This window comes from Agromyces sp. NPDC056965, assembly GCF_042673425.1.
Taxonomy (GTDB): Bacteria; Actinomycetota; Actinomycetes; order Actinomycetales; family Microbacteriaceae; genus Agromyces.
On record NZ_JBHURI010000038.1, the window covers coordinates 1 to 17,881 of the forward strand.

The 17,881-nt window shown below is 71.8% G+C and carries 16 protein-coding genes; 3 read left to right on the forward strand and 13 right to left on the reverse strand.

Features of this window, described 5'->3' with window-relative positions; genetic code table 11:
- Positions 1 to 48 precede the first annotated feature (48 nt).
- The 6 genes from ACFTQE_RS11235 to gabT form a co-directional block, all read right to left on the reverse strand.
- On the reverse strand, positions 49 to 1,620 hold the full coding sequence (locus tag ACFTQE_RS11235; protein ID WP_376925141.1) for an APC family permease: 1,572 nt from the start codon (positions 1,618 to 1,620) through the stop codon (positions 49 to 51).
- 11 nt (positions 1,621 to 1,631) lie between these two features.
- Entirely contained in the window at positions 1,632 to 2,501 is an 870-nt protein-coding gene (locus tag ACFTQE_RS11240; protein WP_376925142.1) for a universal stress protein, read from the reverse strand.
- Positions 2,501 to 3,865, reverse strand: a complete 1,365-nt coding sequence (locus tag ACFTQE_RS11245) for a flavin monoamine oxidase family protein (RefSeq protein WP_376925143.1) — start codon at positions 3,863 to 3,865, stop codon at positions 2,501 to 2,503. Before ACFTQE_RS11245 ends, ACFTQE_RS11240 begins: the two co-directional genes overlap by 1 nt.
- 111 nt (positions 3,866 to 3,976) lie before the next feature.
- Complete coding sequence (locus ACFTQE_RS11250; RefSeq protein ID WP_376925144.1) at positions 3,977 to 5,446, reverse strand: NAD-dependent succinate-semialdehyde dehydrogenase; 1,470 nt, start codon at positions 5,444 to 5,446, stop codon at positions 3,977 to 3,979.
- Positions 5,447 to 5,560: 114 nt separating this feature from the next.
- Positions 5,561 to 6,892, reverse strand: coding sequence for a Glu/Leu/Phe/Val dehydrogenase (locus ACFTQE_RS11255; protein ID WP_376925145.1), 1,332 nt, complete (start codon positions 6,890 to 6,892; stop codon positions 5,561 to 5,563).
- Complete coding sequence (gene gabT, locus ACFTQE_RS11260) at positions 6,889 to 8,247, reverse strand: 4-aminobutyrate--2-oxoglutarate transaminase (RefSeq protein WP_376925146.1); 1,359 nt, start codon at positions 8,245 to 8,247, stop codon at positions 6,889 to 6,891. The genes ACFTQE_RS11255 and gabT overlap by 4 nt, the downstream gene beginning before the upstream one ends.
- Before the next feature lie 167 nt (positions 8,248 to 8,414).
- Between gabT and ACFTQE_RS11265 the strand changes: the two genes are divergently transcribed.
- Positions 8,415 to 9,959, forward strand: a complete 1,545-nt coding sequence (locus ACFTQE_RS11265; protein WP_376925147.1) for a PucR family transcriptional regulator — start codon at positions 8,415 to 8,417, stop codon at positions 9,957 to 9,959.
- 12 nt (positions 9,960 to 9,971) lie between these two features.
- Here the strand turns inward: ACFTQE_RS11265 and ACFTQE_RS11270 are convergent, their stop codons facing one another.
- Complete coding sequence (locus ACFTQE_RS11270; RefSeq protein WP_376925148.1) at positions 9,972 to 11,360, reverse strand: GH1 family beta-glucosidase; 1,389 nt, start codon at positions 11,358 to 11,360, stop codon at positions 9,972 to 9,974.
- Between the two features lie 209 nt (positions 11,361 to 11,569).
- Here ACFTQE_RS11270 and ACFTQE_RS11275 point away from each other — a divergent pair, with 209 nt between their 5' ends.
- Together ACFTQE_RS11275 and ACFTQE_RS11280 are read left to right on the forward strand one after the other, a co-directional pair.
- Complete coding sequence (locus ACFTQE_RS11275) at positions 11,570 to 11,764, forward strand: DUF1918 domain-containing protein (RefSeq protein ID WP_376925149.1); 195 nt, start codon at positions 11,570 to 11,572, stop codon at positions 11,762 to 11,764.
- 70 nt (positions 11,765 to 11,834) lie between these two features.
- The gene (locus ACFTQE_RS11280; protein ID WP_376925150.1) at positions 11,835 to 12,602 is read left to right on the forward strand and encodes an SGNH/GDSL hydrolase family protein; all 768 of its coding nucleotides are present in this window, start codon (positions 11,835 to 11,837) and stop codon (positions 12,600 to 12,602) included.
- A 29-nt stretch (positions 12,603 to 12,631) separates the two neighbouring features.
- On the opposite strand, the gene ACFTQE_RS11285 is transcribed toward ACFTQE_RS11280, so the two are convergent.
- From ACFTQE_RS11285 to ACFTQE_RS11310, 6 genes are all read right to left on the reverse strand, one after another.
- Positions 12,632 to 13,129, reverse strand: a complete 498-nt coding sequence (locus ACFTQE_RS11285) for an FBP domain-containing protein (RefSeq protein WP_376925151.1) — start codon at positions 13,127 to 13,129, stop codon at positions 12,632 to 12,634.
- Between the two features lie 79 nt (positions 13,130 to 13,208).
- Complete coding sequence (locus ACFTQE_RS11290) at positions 13,209 to 14,135, reverse strand: bile acid:sodium symporter family protein (RefSeq protein WP_376925152.1); 927 nt, start codon at positions 14,133 to 14,135, stop codon at positions 13,209 to 13,211.
- Positions 14,136 to 14,198: 63 nt separating this feature from the next.
- On the reverse strand, positions 14,199 to 14,909 hold the full coding sequence (locus ACFTQE_RS11295) for a hypothetical protein (RefSeq protein WP_376925153.1): 711 nt from the start codon (positions 14,907 to 14,909) through the stop codon (positions 14,199 to 14,201).
- Between the two features lie 88 nt (positions 14,910 to 14,997).
- Positions 14,998 to 16,371 (reverse strand): aminotransferase class V-fold PLP-dependent enzyme, encoded by a 1,374-nt coding sequence (locus ACFTQE_RS11300; RefSeq protein WP_376925154.1) that lies wholly within the window; start codon positions 16,369 to 16,371, stop codon positions 14,998 to 15,000.
- 148 nt (positions 16,372 to 16,519) lie between these two features.
- Complete coding sequence (locus ACFTQE_RS11305) at positions 16,520 to 17,194, reverse strand: alkylhydroperoxidase domain protein (RefSeq protein WP_376925155.1); 675 nt, start codon at positions 17,192 to 17,194, stop codon at positions 16,520 to 16,522.
- Complete coding sequence (locus ACFTQE_RS11310) at positions 17,191 to 17,787, reverse strand: CMD domain protein (protein WP_376925156.1); 597 nt, start codon at positions 17,785 to 17,787, stop codon at positions 17,191 to 17,193. The genes ACFTQE_RS11305 and ACFTQE_RS11310 overlap by 4 nt, the downstream gene beginning before the upstream one ends.
- Positions 17,788 to 17,881: the final 94 nt, after the last annotated feature.

The following is a 17,881-nucleotide window of genomic DNA, read 5'->3' on the forward strand; positions in this document are numbered from 1 at the left end:
GCCCCCTGGTGTCGCAGGGGGCGGCCTCGTCTGTACTGAACCCTCGGCTCAGTCCTCTGCGACCGCGCGCGAGAGCGACTCGCCGCGGAAGAAGCTGGGCCGGCGCTTGGCCTGGATGAACATGATGACCACGCCCGTGAGGATGATCACGACGCCGAGGATGAACACGAGGCCGACGCCGCCGATGTTCGAGCCGCTGCCGTAGTCGGGGTTCATCGAGTCGATGAGCGTCGTGAAGAACAGCACCGCGAGGATCAGCCCGCCGACGAGCGGCGCGATGAGCATGAAGAAGGTGTTGCGTGCGCTCGCGAACCACTTCTTGCGGAAGTACCACACGCACGCGAACGCCGTGAGGCCGTAGTAGAAGCAGATCATCATGCCGAGCGTCGTGATCGTGTCCCACAGCACGTCTTCGCTCACGAAGCGCATGACCGTGTAGAACACGGCCGCGACGATCGCCGAGACCACCGTGGCGTAGCCCGGCGTGAAGAAGCGGGGGCTCACCCGCGCGAACTTCTCGGGCAGGGCGCCGTAGTGGCCCATCGCGAGGAGCGTGCGCGCCGGCGACACGAACGTGGACTGCAGCGAGGCCGCCGAGCTCGAGAGCACCGCGAGCGACATGAGGATCGCGAGCGGGCCGAGGATCGGACCGGAGAGGTAGAAGAACGCGTTCTCCTGGATCTCGGGATTGCCGAGTCCGACACCGGTCTCGCCGATGCCGGCGAACGCGAGCGCCCCCATCGCGACGAAGAGGTAGATCGCCACGACGATCGTGACGGTGAGGGTCGCAGCGCGGCCGGGCGTCGTGCGCGAGCCCTTCGTCTCCTCGTTCATGGTGAGGGTGACGTCCCAGCCCCAGAACACGAACAGCGAGACCGAGAGGCCCGCGACGACGGCGCTGAACGAGCCCACCTCGAACGGGTTGAACCAGCTGAGCTCGACCTGCGTCGGGTCGAACGCCGTGCCGTTGGCGACGTGCCAGAACGCGGCGACGCCGAAGCCGATCATGACGAGCAGCTGGAAGCCGACGAGCCAGTACTGCACCTTCTGCGTCGTCTGCATGTCGCGGTACGAGATGAGCGTGGCGCCGAGGATGAACACGAGGCAGGTCGCGACGTTCACGAACGGGTTGCCGACGAGCGAGGCGATGTCGGGGTTGTTGAACGCTTGCGCGAGCGCGAGGTAGAAGAACTCCACCGCGATGCCCGCGAGGTTCGAGAGCACCACGATCGTCGCCGCGATCAGGCCCCACCCGGCCATCCAGCCGATCCACGGCCCGAAGGCCCGAGTCGCCCACGTGAACGAGGTGCCGGAGTCGGGCATCGCGTTGTTGAGCTCGCGGTACCCGAACGCGACGAGCAGCATCGGGATGAAGCCGAGCAGGAAGATCGCGGGAAGCTGCGTGCCGACCTCGGCGACGGTCGGCCCGAGGGCGCCGGTCAGGGTGTAGGCGGGCGCGATGCACGAGATGCCGATGACGATCGCGCCGATGAGGCCGACCGAACCCGCCGACAGCCCCTTCTTCGACAGCCCGGCGTCGGAGCCGTCGACCGCGGCGCTCGCCGTGGTCAGCGGCGCATGCGGTTCGGTGTGGTGCTGGTGGGGTTCTTGGTGCGTCATTGCATGGTCCTTCAGGAGGTGGAGCGCGGCACGACGATCATCGGCACCGGCAGCTCGCGCAGCATCTTCGATGCCGTCGAGCCCAGGAAGAGTCGGCTGTGGGTCGCGAGGCGGCTCGATCCGACGATGACGATCTCGCCGGCGTGCCACTCGAGTGCGGCGACCGCCTGTTCGATCGTGTCGCCGGAGGCGACGACCGCGGTGGCCGAGGTGCCGACGGGCAGCGCACGTCGCGCCGCCTCGAGCACGTCGTCGGCGTGGGCGGTGCTCGCGAGCGAGGCGAGCTCCTCGTCCATGCCGGCCGGCAGGTCGATCGAGACGAGCGAGACGAGCCGCAGCGGCGCGTGCGTCACGCGGGCGAGTCGCACCGAGATGTCGAGCACCGATCCCGCACCCGAACGCGTGCCGACCGCACCCGTGATGCGGGTGACGCCGACCGAGACCGGCATCTCGCGGGAGCCCGCCGGCGCGAGCGCCACGGGCACGTCGGACGCGTGCAGCAGGTCGTTGGCGACCGAGCCGATGCGCGAACGACCGAGCAACCCGCCGCGGGCCGCGCCGACGACGATGAGCGAGGCGCCGAACTCGTGCGCGGCGGCCACGAGGCCCTCGGCGAACGACTCGGCGTAGCGGATGTGCAGCGCCTGCTCGACGCCGTCGCCCAGGCGAGCGGATGCCTCGGCCAGCCAGCCCCGCGAGCGCTCCTTGAGGTGGCGCTCGTATCCCGTGTCGGGCGGCACGACGGCGCCGCGCGCCTCGATCGGAAGCACCATCACGACTTCGAGGAGCGCCTCACTGGCCGCCGCGAGTCGCCCGCCGAGGGCGAGCGCGTCGGCACCGGATTCGTTCGCCGTGTAGCCGACGACGATGCGGGAGACCATCAGCTCGCGCCGAGGATCTCGTCGGCGACCTCGCGACCGACGCGGATCGCGCCGTCGACGTGCTGGTAGCCCTTGCCCGCCATGTCGGAGCACGAGAAGTGGATCGGCCCGACGGGCGTGCGGAGGTCGGCGCCGTACCGCGCGAGTCCGCCCATGTCGAAGCTCGCCGCGTACGCGCCGCGGGTCCACTCCTCGGAGCCCCAGTCGCTCTCGTAGTAGACGACCGGGTTCAGCGCCTCGGGGCCGTAGTAGTGCGACATCGACTCGAGGATCCGGGCCTTCCGCTCCTCGGCCGAGAGCGTGAACACGCCGTCGGCCTCCTCGTCGGAGACGAAGCCGACGAGCGTGCCGCGGGGGTCGCCGTGGTTCGTGTTGTCGTACGCCTCGTGGCAGAGCTCATAGGGGCTGAACGCGGTGCCCGAGAGGCCCTGCTCGCGCCAGAACGGCGTCTCGTAGACGGCGTGCACCTTGATGACGAAGCCCATCGAGAGGTGCTGGTGCATCTGGTGCTGGCGACGGGGCAGCGGCGGCTCGTACGAGATGCGGCTGATGAGGATCGGCGGCAGTGCGAGCACGACGTGCTTCGCGTGCACCTCGATGGAGTCGGTGACCGCGACGACCCCGGCATCGGGGGCATCCGGCGTCCAGCGGATGGTGCGCACGGCCTGGCCGGTGCGCACGGCGTCGCCGAGGCGCTCGGCGAGCCGCAGCGGCACCTGCTGGAGGCCGCCCACGACGCGCTTGTCGAGGATGAAGTCGGCGTCGACGAGGTTCGAGAACGAGCCGGCGGATGCTGCCATCAGCAGCGCCTGCAGCGCCGAGAACGCGTGCGCGGGCTTGGTGAGCATGGCACCGGCGATGAACATGCCGATGTTGAGCTTCGCCTCTTCGTCGTCGGTCTGGGTGCCCAGCCACTCGGCGAACGAGACCTCGTCGAGCTCCTTCGCGCGCGGGTGCGCCCACGGCGCGTCGGGGTCGATCTCGGCGACGAGGGCGTCGAGCTTCTCGATGAGGCCGACGATCTCGCCCTCGGTCCTGGCCGGCACCGGGAAGATGTCGCCCTCGAAGAGACGGCGCTCGCCGTTCTCGGCGATGTAGACGTTCTCGCCCTCGCGGTAGCGCTCGTACGTCTCGAGGCCGAGTTCGCCGAGCGTCTCGATGAGCGCGTCCTGGTCGGGCGAGACCCATTGGCCGCCGATCTCGAGCATCGCGCCGTCGATGTCGTCGGTCCAGAGGCGGCCGCCGATGCGGTCGCGCGCCTCGAGCACGACGACGGACTTGCCGGCGTCCTTCAGCTTGGTGGCGGCGGTGAGGCCCGAGGCCCCGGCGCCGACGATGACGACGTCGCAGTCGATGCGTTCCATGTGCAGGTACTTCCTTCGGTTGTCGTGCTGGTCGGGTCGTCCGGTCTGGGCCGTGTCGAGACCCGGGCGAGCGGATGCCGCGGCGCGAGCTGCGGCATCCGCTCAGTCGGTTCAGCTCACGGGGATGAGCGTGTACTTCGTATCGAGGTACTCGTGGATGCCCTCGAGCCCGCCCTCGCGGCCGATGCCCGACTGCTTGATGCCGCCGAACGGCGCGGCCGCGTTCGAGACGAGGCCGGTGTTCAGGCCCATCATTCCCGTGGCGAGCTTCTCGATCATGCGCTGGCCGCGCGCCAGGTCCTGCGTGAAGACGTAGGAGACGAGGCCGTACTCGGTGTCGTTGGCGAGGCGCACGGCCTCGTCCTCGGTCGAGAAGGTGGTGATGCCGAGCACCGGGCCGAAGATCTCCTCCTTGAGGAGTCGGGCGTCGGCCGAGACGTCGCCGAGCACCGTGGGTGCGTAGAACGTGCCCGCGCCGACGATCACGGTGCCGCCGGTGAGGATCTTCGCGCCCTTGCCGACCGCGTCCTGCACGAGCTCGTCGGTCGTGGCGACCGCCTTGTCGTCGATCAGCGGGCCGATGTTGACGCCGTCCTCGGTGCCGCGGCCGACCGAGAAGCCGGCGACGCGCTCGGCGACGCGCTTCGAGAACTCGGCGGCGACCGACTCGTGCACGATGAAGCGGTTCGCCGCGGTGCAGGCCTGGCCGATGTTGCGGAACTTCGCGAGCATCGCGCCGTCGACCGCCTTGTCGAGGTCGGCGTCGCCGAAGACGACGAACGGGGCGTTGCCGCCGAGTTCCATCGAGGTGCGGAGGATGCCCGTGGCCGCCTGCTTCATGAGGGCACGGCCGACGCCGGTCGAACCGGTGAAGCTGAGCTTGCGCAGGCGCGGGTCCTCGATGATCGGGCCGGAGACGGCCGAGGAGGTCGACGTCGCGATGACGTTCACGACGCCCTTGGGCAGGCCCACCTCTTCGAGGAGCTGCACGAACGCGATCGTCGTGAGCGGGGTGAGTGCCGGGGGCTTGATGACGACGGTGCAGCCGGCCGCGAGCGCGGGCGCGATCTTGCGGGTCGCCATCGCGAGCGGGAAGTTCCACGGGGTGATGAAGAACGAGGGGCCGACGGGGCGCTGCGAGACGACCATGTGGCCGGTGCCCTCGGGGTTCAGGCCGTAGCGGCCCGAGATGCGCACGGCCTCCTCGCTGAACCAGCGGAGGAACTCGCCGCCGTAGGCGACCTCGCCGCGCGCCTCGGCGAGCGGCTTGCCCATCTCCATCGTCATGAGGAGCGCGAACTCCTCCTTGCGCTCCTGCAGCAGGTCGAACGCGCGACGCAGCAGTTCGCCGCGGACACGGGGTGCGGTGGCCGCCCACTCGTCCTGCACGGCGACGGCCGCATCGAGGGCCTTGAGGCCGTCCGCGACCGAGGCGTCGGCGATCTCCTTGATGGTCTCGCCGGTGGCGGGGTCGATGACGGCGAGGGTCTTGCCGCCCTCGGCCGGCACCCACTCGCCGGCGATGAAGAGGCCGGTCTCGACCTTGTCGAGCACCGTGGCTTCAAGCGTTGCGTTCGTCATGTGTGACTTCCCGTTCGATGGTTCGTGCATTTCATGCGGAGTGCTGCGGGTCCGGATGTCTCCGAGTCGCCCGGTTCCGTATGGAGACGGGCGACTCGGGAGGACGGTGTCGGATCAGGGGTAGAGCCCGCGCAGCTTGTGCGCTTCGGCGACGCGTTCGACGGCGAGCGCCGTCGCGGCGGTGCGAAGCGAGAGCCCCCGCGCCTCGGCGTAGCCCAGCACGTGCTGCCACGCGCTGAGCATCCGCTCCTCCAGTCTGGACTCCACCTCGTCGGCGCGCCACCAGTAGGCCTGGTTCGCCTGCACCCACTCGAAGTACGAGACGATGACGCCGCCCGCGTTCGCGAGGATGTCGGGCACGACGAGCACGTCGTTCTCGCGGAGGATCCGGTCGGCACCGGGCGTCGTCGGGCCGTTCGCGCCCTCGACGATGACGGTGGCCCGCACGGTCGCCGCGTTGCCCTCGTGCAGCACGCCCTCGACGGCGGCCGGCACGAGCAGGTCGACGTCGAGCGTGATGAGCTGTGCGCCGTCGATCGCCTCGGCGCCGGCGAAGCCGACGACCGAACCGGTGGCGCGCACGTGGTCGGAGAGCGCCTCGATGTCGAGGCCCGCGGCGTTGAACACGGCGCCGTACTGGTCGCTGACCCCGGCGACGGTGACGCCGGACTCTGCGAGGAACCGCGCGGCATCCGCACCGACCTTGCCGAAGCCCTGCACCGCCGCGCTGGCGCGCGACGGTTCGATGCCCCGGTGGCGGAGCGCGGCGAGCGCGATGTGGGTCACCCCACGCGAGGTCGCGCTCGCCCGCCCCTGCGAACCGCCGAGCGCGATGGGCTTGCCGGTCACGATGCCGGGCACCGTGTAGCCGCTGGTCACGGAGTAGGTGTCCATGATCCAGGCCATCGTCTGCTCGTCGGTGCCGATGTCGGGCGCGGGGATGTCGCGCTCCGGGCCGATGATCGGCAGGATCTCGCTCGTGTAGCGACGTGTCACGCGCTCGAGCTCGGCCTTGGAGTGCTCGCGGGGGTCGATCGCGAGTCCGCCCTTCGCGCCGCCGTACGGCACGTCGAGCAGGGCGCACTTCCAGGTCATCCACATCGCGAGCGCCCGGACCTCGTCGAGGTTCACGTTCGGCGCGTAGCGCAGGCCGCCCTTGGCCGGTCCTCGCGAGAAGTTGTGCTGCACGCGGTGGCCGATGTAGAGCCGGCTCTCACCCGAGTCCATGCGCAGCGGCACCGCGACCGTGAGCTCGCGACGCGGGGTCGCGAGCATCTGGTGCAGTCCGTCGGTGTAGCCGAGCAGGCCCACCGCCTCGGCGAGCTGGGCGCGCGCGTCGGTGAGGGGCGTTGCGATGTGCTGCGCGGCGGAGCCTGCTGCGATGAGCGGGCTCGGCGAGGCATCCGTTGCGGTCGACGCCGTCGTCGCCGCGAGGAGGTCGGTCATGCGTTCTTCAGTCCTTCCGCGACGACCGAGAGGCCGTCGACGAGCAGTTCGTCGGAGATGGTGAGGGGCGGCAGGAAGCGGATGACGTTGCCGTAGGTGCCGCAGGTGAGCACGACGACGCCGTTGGCGTGGGCGTACTTGGCGATCGCGCCCGTGAGCGCCGCGTCGGGAGCGCCGGTCTCGGGGTCGACGAGCTCGATCGCGACCATGGCGCCGCGTCCGCGGACGTCGCCGATGCGGGGGTCTGCGGTGCGCAGTGCGTTCAGGCGGCCGATGAGCACGGCGCCGATCTCGCGGGCGCGCTCGATGAGGCCGTCGGCCTCGTAGGTCTCGATGGTGGCGAGCGCAGCGGCGCAGGCGAGCGGGTTGCCGCCGTAGGTGCCGCCGAGGCCGCCGGCCATCGCGGAGTCCATGATGTCGGCGCGGCCGGTGACCGCCGAGAGCGGCAGGCCGCCGGCGATGCCCTTGGCCGCCACGACGAGGTCGGGCACGATGCCGTCGTGCTCGCTCGCGAACCAGGCGCCGGTGCGGGCGAAGCCGGTCTGCACCTCGTCGGCGATGAAGACGACGTCGTTCGCGCGCGCCCACTCGACGAGTGCGGGGAGGAAGCCCTGGGCCGGGACGATGAAGCCGCCCTCGCCCTGGATGGGCTCGATGATGATCGCGGCCAGGTTCTCGGCGCCGACCTGCTTCTCGATCACGGAGATGGCGCGGGCCGCGGCCTCGGCGCCCGAGAGGCCGCCGTCGCGGAAGGGGTAGCTGAGGGGTGCGCGGTACACCTCGGAGGCGAACGGCCCGAAGCCGCTCTTGTACGGGATGTTTTTCGCGGTGAGCCCCATCGTGAGGTTCGTGCGGCCGTGGTAGGCGTGGTCGAACGCGACGACGGCCTGCTTCTTCGTGAAGTGGCGGGCGATCTTGACCGCGTTCTCGACGGCCTCGGCGCCCGAGTTGAAGAGGGCGGTGCGCTTGACGTGGTCGCCGGGGGTGAGCTCGTTGAGCTTCTCGGCGACGGCGACGTAGCCCTCGTACGGCGAGACGGTGAAGCACGTGTGGGTGAAGGAGTTCAGCTGCGCGGTGACGGCCTCGACCACGCGGGGCGCCGAGTTGCCGACTCCGGTGACGGCGATGCCCGAGCCGAGGTCGATGAGCGAGTTGCCGTCGGCGTCGACGATGACGCCTCCGCCGGCTGCGACGACCGAGATGGGCAGGGTGTGGCCGACGCCCGAGGCGACGGCTGCGGCCTTGCGAGCCATGAGCTCCTGCGAGCGGGGACCGGGGATGGCGGTGACGAGGCGGCGCTCCTGTGCGAGCGAGGGTCCCCCGGTCGTGGTGGCCGGGGTGTCGACGAGAGTCATGTGTGCTCCGATGCGGGGTGACGACGGTGGCTGGTGCCGCCAATGCTAGGTCGGGTCGAGCGGATGCTTCAGGGCCCGCCTGTACACTTGGGATGCAGTTCTTCGACATGGCGTACACCGCGCGTCTCGCCGGTCGAGCAGGTCGAAGCCCACCGAAGGAGCCAGCAGTGCAGCCGACCGTGCAGACCCTGCTCGACCGCCCCGACCTCGCGCTCGGCCTGCTCACGCCGGCCGTGCAGCTGCCCGAACGCGCGCTCTCGACGCCCGTGGTCTGGGCGCACAGCTCCGACCTCGCCGATCCCACGCCGTTCCTCGACGCCGGCCACGTGCTGCTGACGACCGGTACGCAGTTCGGCGACGACGCCGAGGCCGGCTTCGCCGACGCGTACGTCTCGCGACTGCGCGCGACGGGCGTCGCCGCGCTCGGCTTCGGCACCGAGGTGATCCGCGAGGGCACCCCCGAGTCGCTCGTCGAGGCCTGCGCCGCACAGGGCCTGCCCCTCTTCGAGGTGCCCTACCGGGTGCCGTTCATCGCGATCGCCCGCACGGTCGCCGACCTCATCGCCGAAGACGCCTTCGCGCGACAGGCCTGGGCGCTGAACGCCCAGCGTGCGATCTCGCTCGCGGCCCTTCGCCCCGACGGCCTCTCGGCGACGCTCGCCGAACTCTCCCATCGCCTCGGCGCCTGGGTCGGGCTCATCGATGCGACGGGGTCCCTCGACCGGGAGGCGCCCGTCGACGGCCTCGGCCAGCCGCTCCTCGGCGAGGTCGTGGGCGAGGCGCGCTCGATGCTCCGCCGCGGCCAGCGCGCGAGCCGCACGCTGCTCGCCGGCGAGTCGACGGAGTCGCCGCAGCGGATGACGCTGCAGACGCTCGGCGGCGGCGGCTCGCTCCGGGGAGTGCTCGCGATCGGCGACTCCCCCGAACTCGACCAGGCCGGCCGCGAGGTCGTGACCTCGGTGATCGCCCTCGCGGGCCTCGCGCTCGAGCAGAACCGCGACCTCGACCGGGCCCGCGGTCACTTGCGATCGGGGCTGCTCCGCGGCATCCTCGCCGGCGATCTGACCCTCGCCGAGCGGGTCGCGACCGAGATGTGGGGACCGCTCCCGTCGTCTCCGATGCGCATCGCCGTGGCGGATGCCCCGCTCACCGCCGCCGACCGCCTGACCGAGCTGCTCGAGCTGCGCGTCGAGGAGCGCGGGGGCCGGCTCTTCTTCGGGCGCGACGACGAGCAGTTCGTGCTGCTGCTCGAGGAGGCGGACACCGGCCTCGCCGACGAGCTCGCAGCCGAGTTCGAGGTGCCCGTCGGGCTCTCCGACCCGATCGGCACCGGCGGCATCGCCCTCGCCCACGAGCAGGCGCTGCGCGCGGTCGAGCGCGCCCGCGAGTCGGGCTCGGGCGTCGTGCTGTTCGACGAGATCAGCCGGCAGGGCGTGCTCGCGTTCCTCGCCCGCACCGATGCCCGCGCCGTCGCGCTCGCGACGCTCGCCCCGCTCACCGAGCACGACGCCGAGAACGGCACGACCCTGCTCACGACCACTCGCACCTGGCTCGAGCACGGCGGCCAGTTCGACGCCACCGCGCAGGCGCTCGGCGTGCACCGGCACACCGTGCGGAGCCGCATCGCGCTCGCCGAGCGGCTGCTCGGCCGCGACCTGTCGGGCTTCCACGCCCGCGCCGACCTGTGGGCGGCGCTCCTCGCCGTCGACTAGGCGCCTCGAGCGCTACCGCGAGCTCGCGATGCGGTCGCGGTACCAGGCGTACGAGTCCTTCGGCGTGCGCTCGCCGGTCTCGAAGTCGATGTGCACGAGCCCGAAGCGCTGCGTGTACCCCTCGGCCCACTCGAAGTTGTCGGTGAGCGACCACAGGTAGTAGCCCTGCACGTCGACGCCCAGGTCGATCGCGCGCCGCACGGCCGCGATGTGCTCGTCGAGGTAGCCGACGCGCTGCTCGTCGTGCACCGCCCCGGTCACCGCGCCGCCGACGACCTCGTCGGGGAACGACGCGCCGTTCTCGGTGATGACGACGGGCGGCAGGCGGTCGCCGTAGTCGCGGGCGAACGAGACGAGCAGCTCGGTGAACGTCTCGGGCATGATCGGCCAGTCGAAGCCCGTGGTCGGCACGCCCTCGAAGTCGACGGGCTCGAACGGCAGGCCCGCCGCGGCGAACTCGGAGCCCTCGGCCGGCGCGGCCACGCGCGTCGGGTTGTAGAAGTTGATGCCGTAGAAGTCGATGGGGGCGCCGATCAGTTCGAGGTCGCCGGGCTCGAGGCCGGGCATCGCCTCGAGGCCGAAGCCCGAGAGGTCGGGGTAGGCGCCCGTGAGCACGGGGTCGGCGAAGATGCGGTTGTAGATGAGGTCGAAGGCGCCGGCGGCGAACTGGTCGGCCGGGGCATCCGTCGCGGGCACCACGAGCGTGTGGTTGTTCGTGATGCCGACCTCTGCGTCGCCGCGCTCGCGGATCGCGGCGACCGTGAGCCCGTGCGCGAGCAACTGGTGGTGCGCGGTCGGCAGCGAGCCCATCATGAGGGCGTGGCCCGGTGCCTGGCTGCCGAGCGCGTAGCCCTGCAGGGTCGTCATCGCCGGTTCGTTGAGGGTGATCCAGCGGCGCACCCGATCGCCGAGGCGGTCGACCACGAGCCCCGCGTAGTCGGCGAGACGGTACGCCGTGTCGCGGTTCAGCCAGCCGCCGGCCGCCTCGAGCTCCTGCGGGAGGTCCCAGTGGTAGAGCGTCGGCACCGGCGCGATGCCGGCGGCGAGCAGTTCGTCGACGAGCCGGTCGTAGTACGCGAGCCCCGCCTCGTTGGCCGGGCCCGAGCCGCCGGGCTGCACGCGCGGCCAGGAGATCGAGAAGCGGTAGTCGTCGGCGCCGAGTCCGGCGAGCAGCGCGACGTCGTCGCGGTAGCGCCGGTAGCTGTCGGCCGCGAGCTCGGCGTTCGAGCCGTCGATCACGAGGCCGGGCGTGCGGGTGAAGACATCCCAGATCGACTCGCCACGGCCGCCCTCGCTCGTCCACCCCTCGATCTGGAAGGCCGCGGTGGCGGCGCCCCAGCGGAATCCCTGCGGGAAGGCCAGCGTCTCGGCCGTGCGGTCGGGGGTGGTGGCTTCGGCCATGGGGAACCTCGCTGTTCGTCGGCAGGGGGCGATGAGCGGATGCCGCGGCATCCGCTCTGCTCGAAGTGGGACGTTTGACCCACTCCCGTCACCCTAGCCGCCGAACGCGCCCAGGGGAAGGGTCGCCCGCGGCCCGTTCCGGGCCCGCGTGCCGCCCTACCGTCCGCCCACGCACCGGCGTACGCTGGAGGGACTCGGAGGAGGACGCGATGCACGCAACCGTCGGAGAACGCCTCATCATCCACGGCAAGCTGGTCGGCCAGGCCACCCGCCGCGGCGAGATCCTCGAGATCCGCGGCGAAGACGGCGGCCCGCCCTACCTCGTGCGGTTCGACGACGGCCACGAGACGCTGCTCTTCCCCGGCGCCGACTGCGAGATCGAGCACGAGCAGCCGGCCGGCTGAGCGCCGAGCGCCGACGGCTGGGCAGCGGCGGCTCGACCGCCCTGCCGGTGGCCCGCGATAGCGTGGAGGCATGTTCCACTCCTACGCGGCCATCGGCGACAGCTTCACCGAGGGCGTCGGCGACGAGTTGCCCGACGGCTCCGTGCGCGGCTGGGCCGACTTCGTGGCGATCGGGCTCGCCGCCGCGGCGCGCGAGCCCATCGGGTACGCCAACCTCGCGATCCGCGGCCGCAAGCTCGGCCCGATCATCGACGAGCAGCTCGCCCCCGCGATCGCGCTGCGGCCCGAGCTCCTGAGCTTCAACGGCGGCGGCAACGACATGCTGCGCCCCCGCATGGACGAGCAGGTCACGGCCTCGCGCTTCCGCGACGCGATCGAGCGCATCCGCGCCGAGGGCATCCACGTGCTCATGCTGAGCGGTGCGAACCCGACCGAACACCTTCCCATGGGCAAGGTGTTCGACGCCCGCGGTGCCCGCCTCACGGCGGCGCTCGTCGACCTCGCCGACCGCCCCGGCGTCACCTTCGTCGACAACTTCAACGACGTGGGCCTCCGCGACATCCGCTACTGGTCGCCCGACAAGCTGCACCTGAACGCCCTCGGACACGCTCGGGTCGCGAGCAACGTGCTGACGGGGCTCGGCGTGGCCGTGCCGGTCGAGTGGGGCGTCGAAGAGGTCGCCGCGGCGCCCGCGGGGCCGAGGAGCCGCAACACGGCCGCGTACTACCGCGAGTTCGTGCTGCCGTGGATCGGTCGGCGACTCACCGGCCGTTCGTCGGGCGACGGGCGCACGGCGAAGCGGCCGACGCTCGCCCCCGTTCCCGATGCCGCGGTCTGACGCCTGACCCGAACGCGCGGCTCGCCGCCTCAGGCGACGCCGAGCACGTCGGCGACGAACGCGCGCGTCCGACGCGCGAGCCCCTCGATGCGCTCGAGCTCGTGCGCACTCGGCAGCACCTCCGACGGGGCGGGCGGGCGGCCGAGTCGCACCGTCTCCTGACACGCGAGATCGGCGCAGATGTAGGTGCCGATGCTGTCGCCGCGCTCACCCGCCGCCCCGGCTCGTCGCGCCGAGAAGAGCTCGACCTGGTCGCCGGGCTGATGCGTGTGGCAGAGGTTGCAGATGGCCGCCCGATGATGCGAGCCGGTGCGGTCGGCTGCCCGGAGCACCACGCCGACCGGCATCCCCTCGAGTTCGGTGACGAGGTAGCCGCGCGACGGAATCCGCGGGTCGCGCCAGCCGAAGGCGTCGAGCGGCGCCCACTCGGTCACGAAGAAGCGCACGGGGAGCGCGAGCTGCTCGAGCTCCGAGGCGTTCGCATTGCCGAAGAGCGTGCGAACGGCCTTCTCGTCGAGCGGTTGCATGCCTCCCCCTCCGTGCGTGATCCGCCCAGTCTACGAATCCGCACGGTTCGCCGGCAGCTGCGCACCGGCATGCCGGGGGTCAGCTCGCCGGCTCCCCCGCCTCGGCGTTCGCGGCGGGCACGGCGTCGGCGGCGGCATCCGCCCGCTCGGGTGCAGGGTCGCGGCGACGGATGAGGAAGCCGAAGCCGAGCGCCACGAAGAACATCAGCACCCCGTAGACGGCAGCGGGCAGGCTCATCTCGACGCTGCCGATGACGGTCTGCGCAATGACGATCGCGAGGGTCGCGTTGTGGATGCCGATCTCGAACGAGCTCGCGATCGACTGGGCCGGGCCGACCCGCAGCAGGCGCGGCACGAGGTAGCCGACGCTGAGGCTCAGCACGCAGAAGAGCACCGTGATGGCGGCGAGGCTGCCGAAGTTCGCGAGCAGCAGCTCGAGGTTCGAGACGATCGCGCCTGCGATCACGATCACGAGGATGACGACCGAGGCGATGCGCACGGGCTTGTCCATGCGGTCGGCGAATGCCGGGCGCCACCAGCGGACGAGCATGCCGAGCACGACGGGCAGCAGCACGATCGCGAACACCTCGACCACCTTCGCGAGCTGCAGGCCGAGCCCGTCGTCGCCGGGCAGGAAGTAGGCGATCGCGAGGTTCGTGATGAGCGGGAGCGTGAAGACCGCGAGCACCGAGTTGATCGCCGTGAGCGAGATGTTCAGGGCGACGTCGCCGCGGAACAGGTGGCTGTAGAGGTTCGCCGTCGTGCCGCCGGGCGACGCGGCGAGCAGCATCATGCCGACCGCGAGCACGGGCGGCAGCTGGAACACGAGCACGAGGCCGAGGCAGAGCGCCGGCAGCACGAGCAGCTGGCAGACGAGGGCGATGATCACCGCCTTCGGATGCTTCGCCACGCGCGCGAAGTCGCCGGGGGTGAGTGAGAGTCCGAGCCCGAACATGATGATGCCGAGGGCGACGGGGAGTCCGATGGTGGTCAACGCTGATCCCATGCGCCAAGTGTGGACTACGACGGGTGGTCGTTGAGTATCGATTCGGTGACGGATGCAACGGCCTCACGGAGCGACGGCGAGCAGCACCCATTCGAGTTCGGCCGCGGTCGGGCTCCACGTCACCTGCACGAGATCGGTGTCGCGTGCGCCGCCCGGCCGGTGCACGCCGAGTTCGGCCATCGAGTACTGCACCGAGATGCCGTGCTCCGCGAACCGAGCGGTCGAAGCGCACTCCCCGCGCTCGACGGTGCCGGTGCCGAGCGGCACCACGGAGAGGCACACCCGGTCGTCCCCGTTCCTGAACGCCCAGAATCCGCGGCCGAAGAGTTCGCCGACGTTGCGTACGCTGTCGGCCTGCACGCCGAGCGCGACCGTCAGGCTCTCGTCGCTCGCACGCTGCGGGCGGTCGAACACCGCGAGGCCGACGGGCGTCTGCGCGAGGCCGATCGCAGCACCCGCACCGAGCCCGGCCGCCACCGCCAGCACGGCGAGGAACGCGGCCACGGTGGCGAGGCGGCCCGTCGGTCGCCGGCCGGGTGCCGGGTTCGCGGCAGCCGACCGCTCCGGCCCGTCGGTGTCAGGCAGGCCGGCGGATGCCTCGCCGCTCGCCTCGCCCGCAGGCGCCGTGCCGAGCGCCGCCCGTCGGCGCGCGAGCTCCTGCTCGACGGCGGCGAGTTCCGCCGAGGCATCCGATGCGTAGCCCTCGGGCGTGCCGTAGACGACCCGGCGCAGCGCGATCGCGCGAGCCTCGAGCTGCTCGTCGTCGTCGGCCATCTGCGCCCTCCGATGCCGACGTTAGCGAGCGCCGCGGGCATGCGGAAGCCCCCGCAGGGGTGGTCCCCGGCGAGGGCGGAGTCGGGTCTCAGACGAGGGCGAAGTCGGGGCGGGGGCGGTCGTCGACGCGCGGACACCAGCCGTCGGGCGAGTGGTCGTAGGCGTGGGCCGGGCCGTCGGCGATGAGCCGGGCGAGCGCGTCGAGGAAGCGGTCGACGTCGTCGGCCGAGCTGCCGGCGCCGAGGCTCGCGCGAAGGCCGTTCGACCGCGTGGCGGTGCGCTCGAAGAAGGGATGCGCGCAGAACCGGCCGGCACGCACCGAGATGCCGTGCTCGGCGCCGAGCGCCGCGGCGAGGAGGCCGACGGAGCCGCGCTCGAGTTCGATCGTCGCGATGCCGAGCCGGTCGCCGAGCCCGTCGAATCCGCTCAGCACGCGCACGCCCTGCTGCGCGGCGAGCCCCTCGTGCAGTCGGCGCGTGAGCGCCTGCTCATGGTCGCGCCGCGCATCGTCTCCGAGCCGCTCGAGCTCGGCGAGCGCGCGGGCGATGGCGACGGCGCCGACGACGTTGGGCGTGCCGGCCTCGTGCCGTTCGACGCCCTGCTTCCAGTCGACGCCGTCGACCCGCACGGCGTCGACGGCTCCGCCGCCGGCGAGGTAGGCGGGTGCGGCGTCGAGCCAGTCGGCCTGGCCGACGAGCGCTCCGGCGCCGAAGGGCGCGTAGGCCTTGTGCCCCGAGAAGGCGAGGTAGTCGATGCCCGAGGCCGTGACGTCGACCCGGCGGTGCGGCAGCAGCTGCGCGGCGTCGACGGCGATGCGCGCGCCACGGGCGTGCGCGATCTCGGCGAGCCGGTCGATCGGCAGCACCTCGCCGGTGACGTTCGACGCACCGGTCACCGACAGCAGCGCGGCGGGCGTGCGGGCGAGCTCGGCGTCGAGGGCGTCGAGGGTCGCGGCGATCGTCGACCGCCCCTCGACGACGCGACGCGAACGCCAGGGCAGCAGGTTGGCGTGGTGCTCGAGGTCGAGCACCACGGTGTCGCCCGGCACGGCACCGGCGAGCAGGTTCAGGGCGTCGGTGGTGTTGCGGGTGAAGACGACGAGGTCGTCGTCGCGCGCGCCGACGTGACGGGCCACCGAGAGTCGGGCGTCTTCGACGAGCGACGTCGACAACTGCGACGGATACCCCGAGCCGCGGTGCACGCTCGCGTAGTAGGGCAGCACGCGCGTCACCTGCTGCGCCACGACCTCGAACGCGGGAGCAGATGCCGCGACGTCGAGGTTGACGTGCCGCACGACGCCGCCGCCGAGTACGGGCACCTCGAGGCCCGCGTCGGCGAGCACCGCGAGGGGGCCGGGGCCGACGGGGCGAAGCGGGGCTGCGGCATCCGTCGCCGGAGTCGCCGGAGTCGCCGGGGCGCGGCGCACGGCCTCGCGCGTCGCGAACTGCTCGGTGACGGTCACGGATGCTCCTCGATTGCGGGTGTGGCGACGAGGCTACGGATCACGGGAATCGCCCTCAACCGGTCCCGCCGCGGAGGGTCACACCGCGACACATTGCGACACACTCGGCCGTGCACCGACGACGCCGACGCGATTCCGTCGAGCCGCCCTACTCGCCGGGCGGGTTCTCGGGCTCGCCGAGCGAGAGCATCAACCGGTTCGCCCAGTTGAAGAACGCCGCCGAGTGGATGACGTCCGAGACGGCCTGCTCGTCGAAGCCCGCCGCTCGCAGGGCCGAGAGGTGCCGCGATTCGAGTCGCGACGGCGTCGCCGCGAGCGCGACGGCCGCATCGATGACGGCGCGCCATGCGGTGTCCTGCGGGGCATCGACGCCGGCGTCGAGCAGTCGCTGCACGTCGTCGTGGCGCTTGGAGTGGTGGGTCGCGAAGCGCGCGTGCACCGAGGCGCAGAAGATGCAGCCGTTGAACCGGCTCGTCGCCGCCGCGGCGAGCTCGCGCTCGGCGCGCGGCAGTCCGTCCTTCGCGTTGTAGAAGATGTCCTTGTCGGCGAGCGTGCGCGCCTTCAGGATGTCGGGGTCGCGCACGAGCAGCCGGAAGTAGTCGCTCTTCGCTCTCGGCCGATCGACGAGTCCCTCGTACTGGCGCTCGGTGAGGCTCGCCTCGTCGGCGGGTTCGAGCCACGGCAGCCAGCCGAGTTCGGCCTGCGTGAAGGCCTGGGGCACGGATGCCTCGGGGTGCGCGATGATGCGCACGGGCGCGCCCGCCGCGGCATCCGTCGACGCTGCCGGTGCTCCGTCGGTGCGGTCGATCGTCTGTTCGGTCATGCTGCGTCCTCCGTGGCGAGCAGGCGGAGCCCGGCCGCGACGCGCAACTGGAACGCGAGGAACGACACGAGCTGGGAGAGGGTGACGATGCCGTCGGTCGACCAGCCGGCATCGCCGAGTGCGGCGAGGGCCGCGACCGACGACTCGCGCGGCCGGAACACGAGGAGATGGGCGTGCTCGAGCGACGCGGCGACCCGGGAGCCGAGGTCGTCGCGGGCGCGGTCGTCGACGGCGAAGCGGAGCCCGGCCGTGCTCTCGGCCGCGAGCGCACCCTCGGCCGGGTAGTCGCCGTAGGGGCCGGTCGTGCGGGCCGCCGCGGCGAGTTCGCCGACGGCGAGCGCGAGCGGTTCGCCGCCCGACTCGCGGGTGAGTGCCGCGTAGTGGTCGGTCGCGATCTCGTCGTCGTGCAGGATCGCGACGAACTGGGCGACGGCCGCGCGTTCGGCGAGCGTCGCGTGCGCCGGGTCGATGTTCGTGAAGAGGGCGTCGTAGCTCGCCTGCGCGTTGTCGCGCGTGACGGGCCGGTGCCTCCGGAGCGCGTCGACGGCGCCGCCGGGCGTCACCCCTGCTAGCCGGTCGATGATGTCGGTCATGTGGCGTTCCCGTTCCTTCGTGTTCGTGTCTGGCGGTGAGTGGGCGATTGGGGTGCGGATGAGACAGGCGGTCCGAGGCGGGGCCGGCGGCGCG

Bases quoted from the DNA above. Each gene is read 5' to 3' on its own strand.
- ACFTQE_RS11250 (WP_376925144.1), bottom strand. From the start codon at position 5,446: ATGACGAACGCAACGCTTGAAGCCACGGTGCTCGACAAGGTCGAGACC.
- gabT (WP_376925146.1), bottom strand. From the start codon at position 8,247: ATGACTCTCGTCGACACCCCGGCCACCACGACCGGGGGACCCTCGCTC.
- ACFTQE_RS11280 (WP_376925150.1), top strand. From the start codon at position 11,835: ATGTTCCACTCCTACGCGGCCATCGGCGACAGCTTCACCGAGGGCGTC.
- ACFTQE_RS11305 (WP_376925155.1), bottom strand. From the start codon at position 17,194: ATGACCGAACAGACGATCGACCGCACCGACGGAGCACCGGCAGCGTCG.
- ACFTQE_RS11310 (WP_376925156.1), bottom strand. From the start codon at position 17,787: ATGACCGACATCATCGACCGGCTAGCAGGGGTGACGCCCGGCGGCGCC.
- ACFTQE_RS11275 (WP_376925149.1), top strand. From the start codon at position 11,570: ATGCACGCAACCGTCGGAGAACGCCTCATCATCCACGGCAAGCTGGTC.
- ACFTQE_RS11290 (WP_376925152.1), bottom strand. From the start codon at position 14,135: ATGGGATCAGCGTTGACCACCATCGGACTCCCCGTCGCCCTCGGCATC.
- ACFTQE_RS11255 (WP_376925145.1), bottom strand. From the start codon at position 6,892: ATGACCGACCTCCTCGCGGCGACGACGGCGTCGACCGCAACGGATGCC.
- ACFTQE_RS11235 (WP_376925141.1), bottom strand. From the start codon at position 1,620: ATGACGCACCAAGAACCCCACCAGCACCACACCGAACCGCATGCGCCG.
- ACFTQE_RS11240 (WP_376925142.1), bottom strand. From the start codon at position 2,501: ATGGTCTCCCGCATCGTCGTCGGCTACACGGCGAACGAATCCGGTGCC.
- ACFTQE_RS11245 (WP_376925143.1), bottom strand. From the start codon at position 3,865: ATGGAACGCATCGACTGCGACGTCGTCATCGTCGGCGCCGGGGCCTCG.
- ACFTQE_RS11285 (WP_376925151.1), bottom strand. From the start codon at position 13,129: ATGCAACCGCTCGACGAGAAGGCCGTTCGCACGCTCTTCGGCAATGCG.
- ACFTQE_RS11270 (WP_376925148.1), bottom strand. From the start codon at position 11,360: ATGGCCGAAGCCACCACCCCCGACCGCACGGCCGAGACGCTGGCCTTC.
- ACFTQE_RS11295 (WP_376925153.1), bottom strand. From the start codon at position 14,909: ATGGCCGACGACGACGAGCAGCTCGAGGCTCGCGCGATCGCGCTGCGC.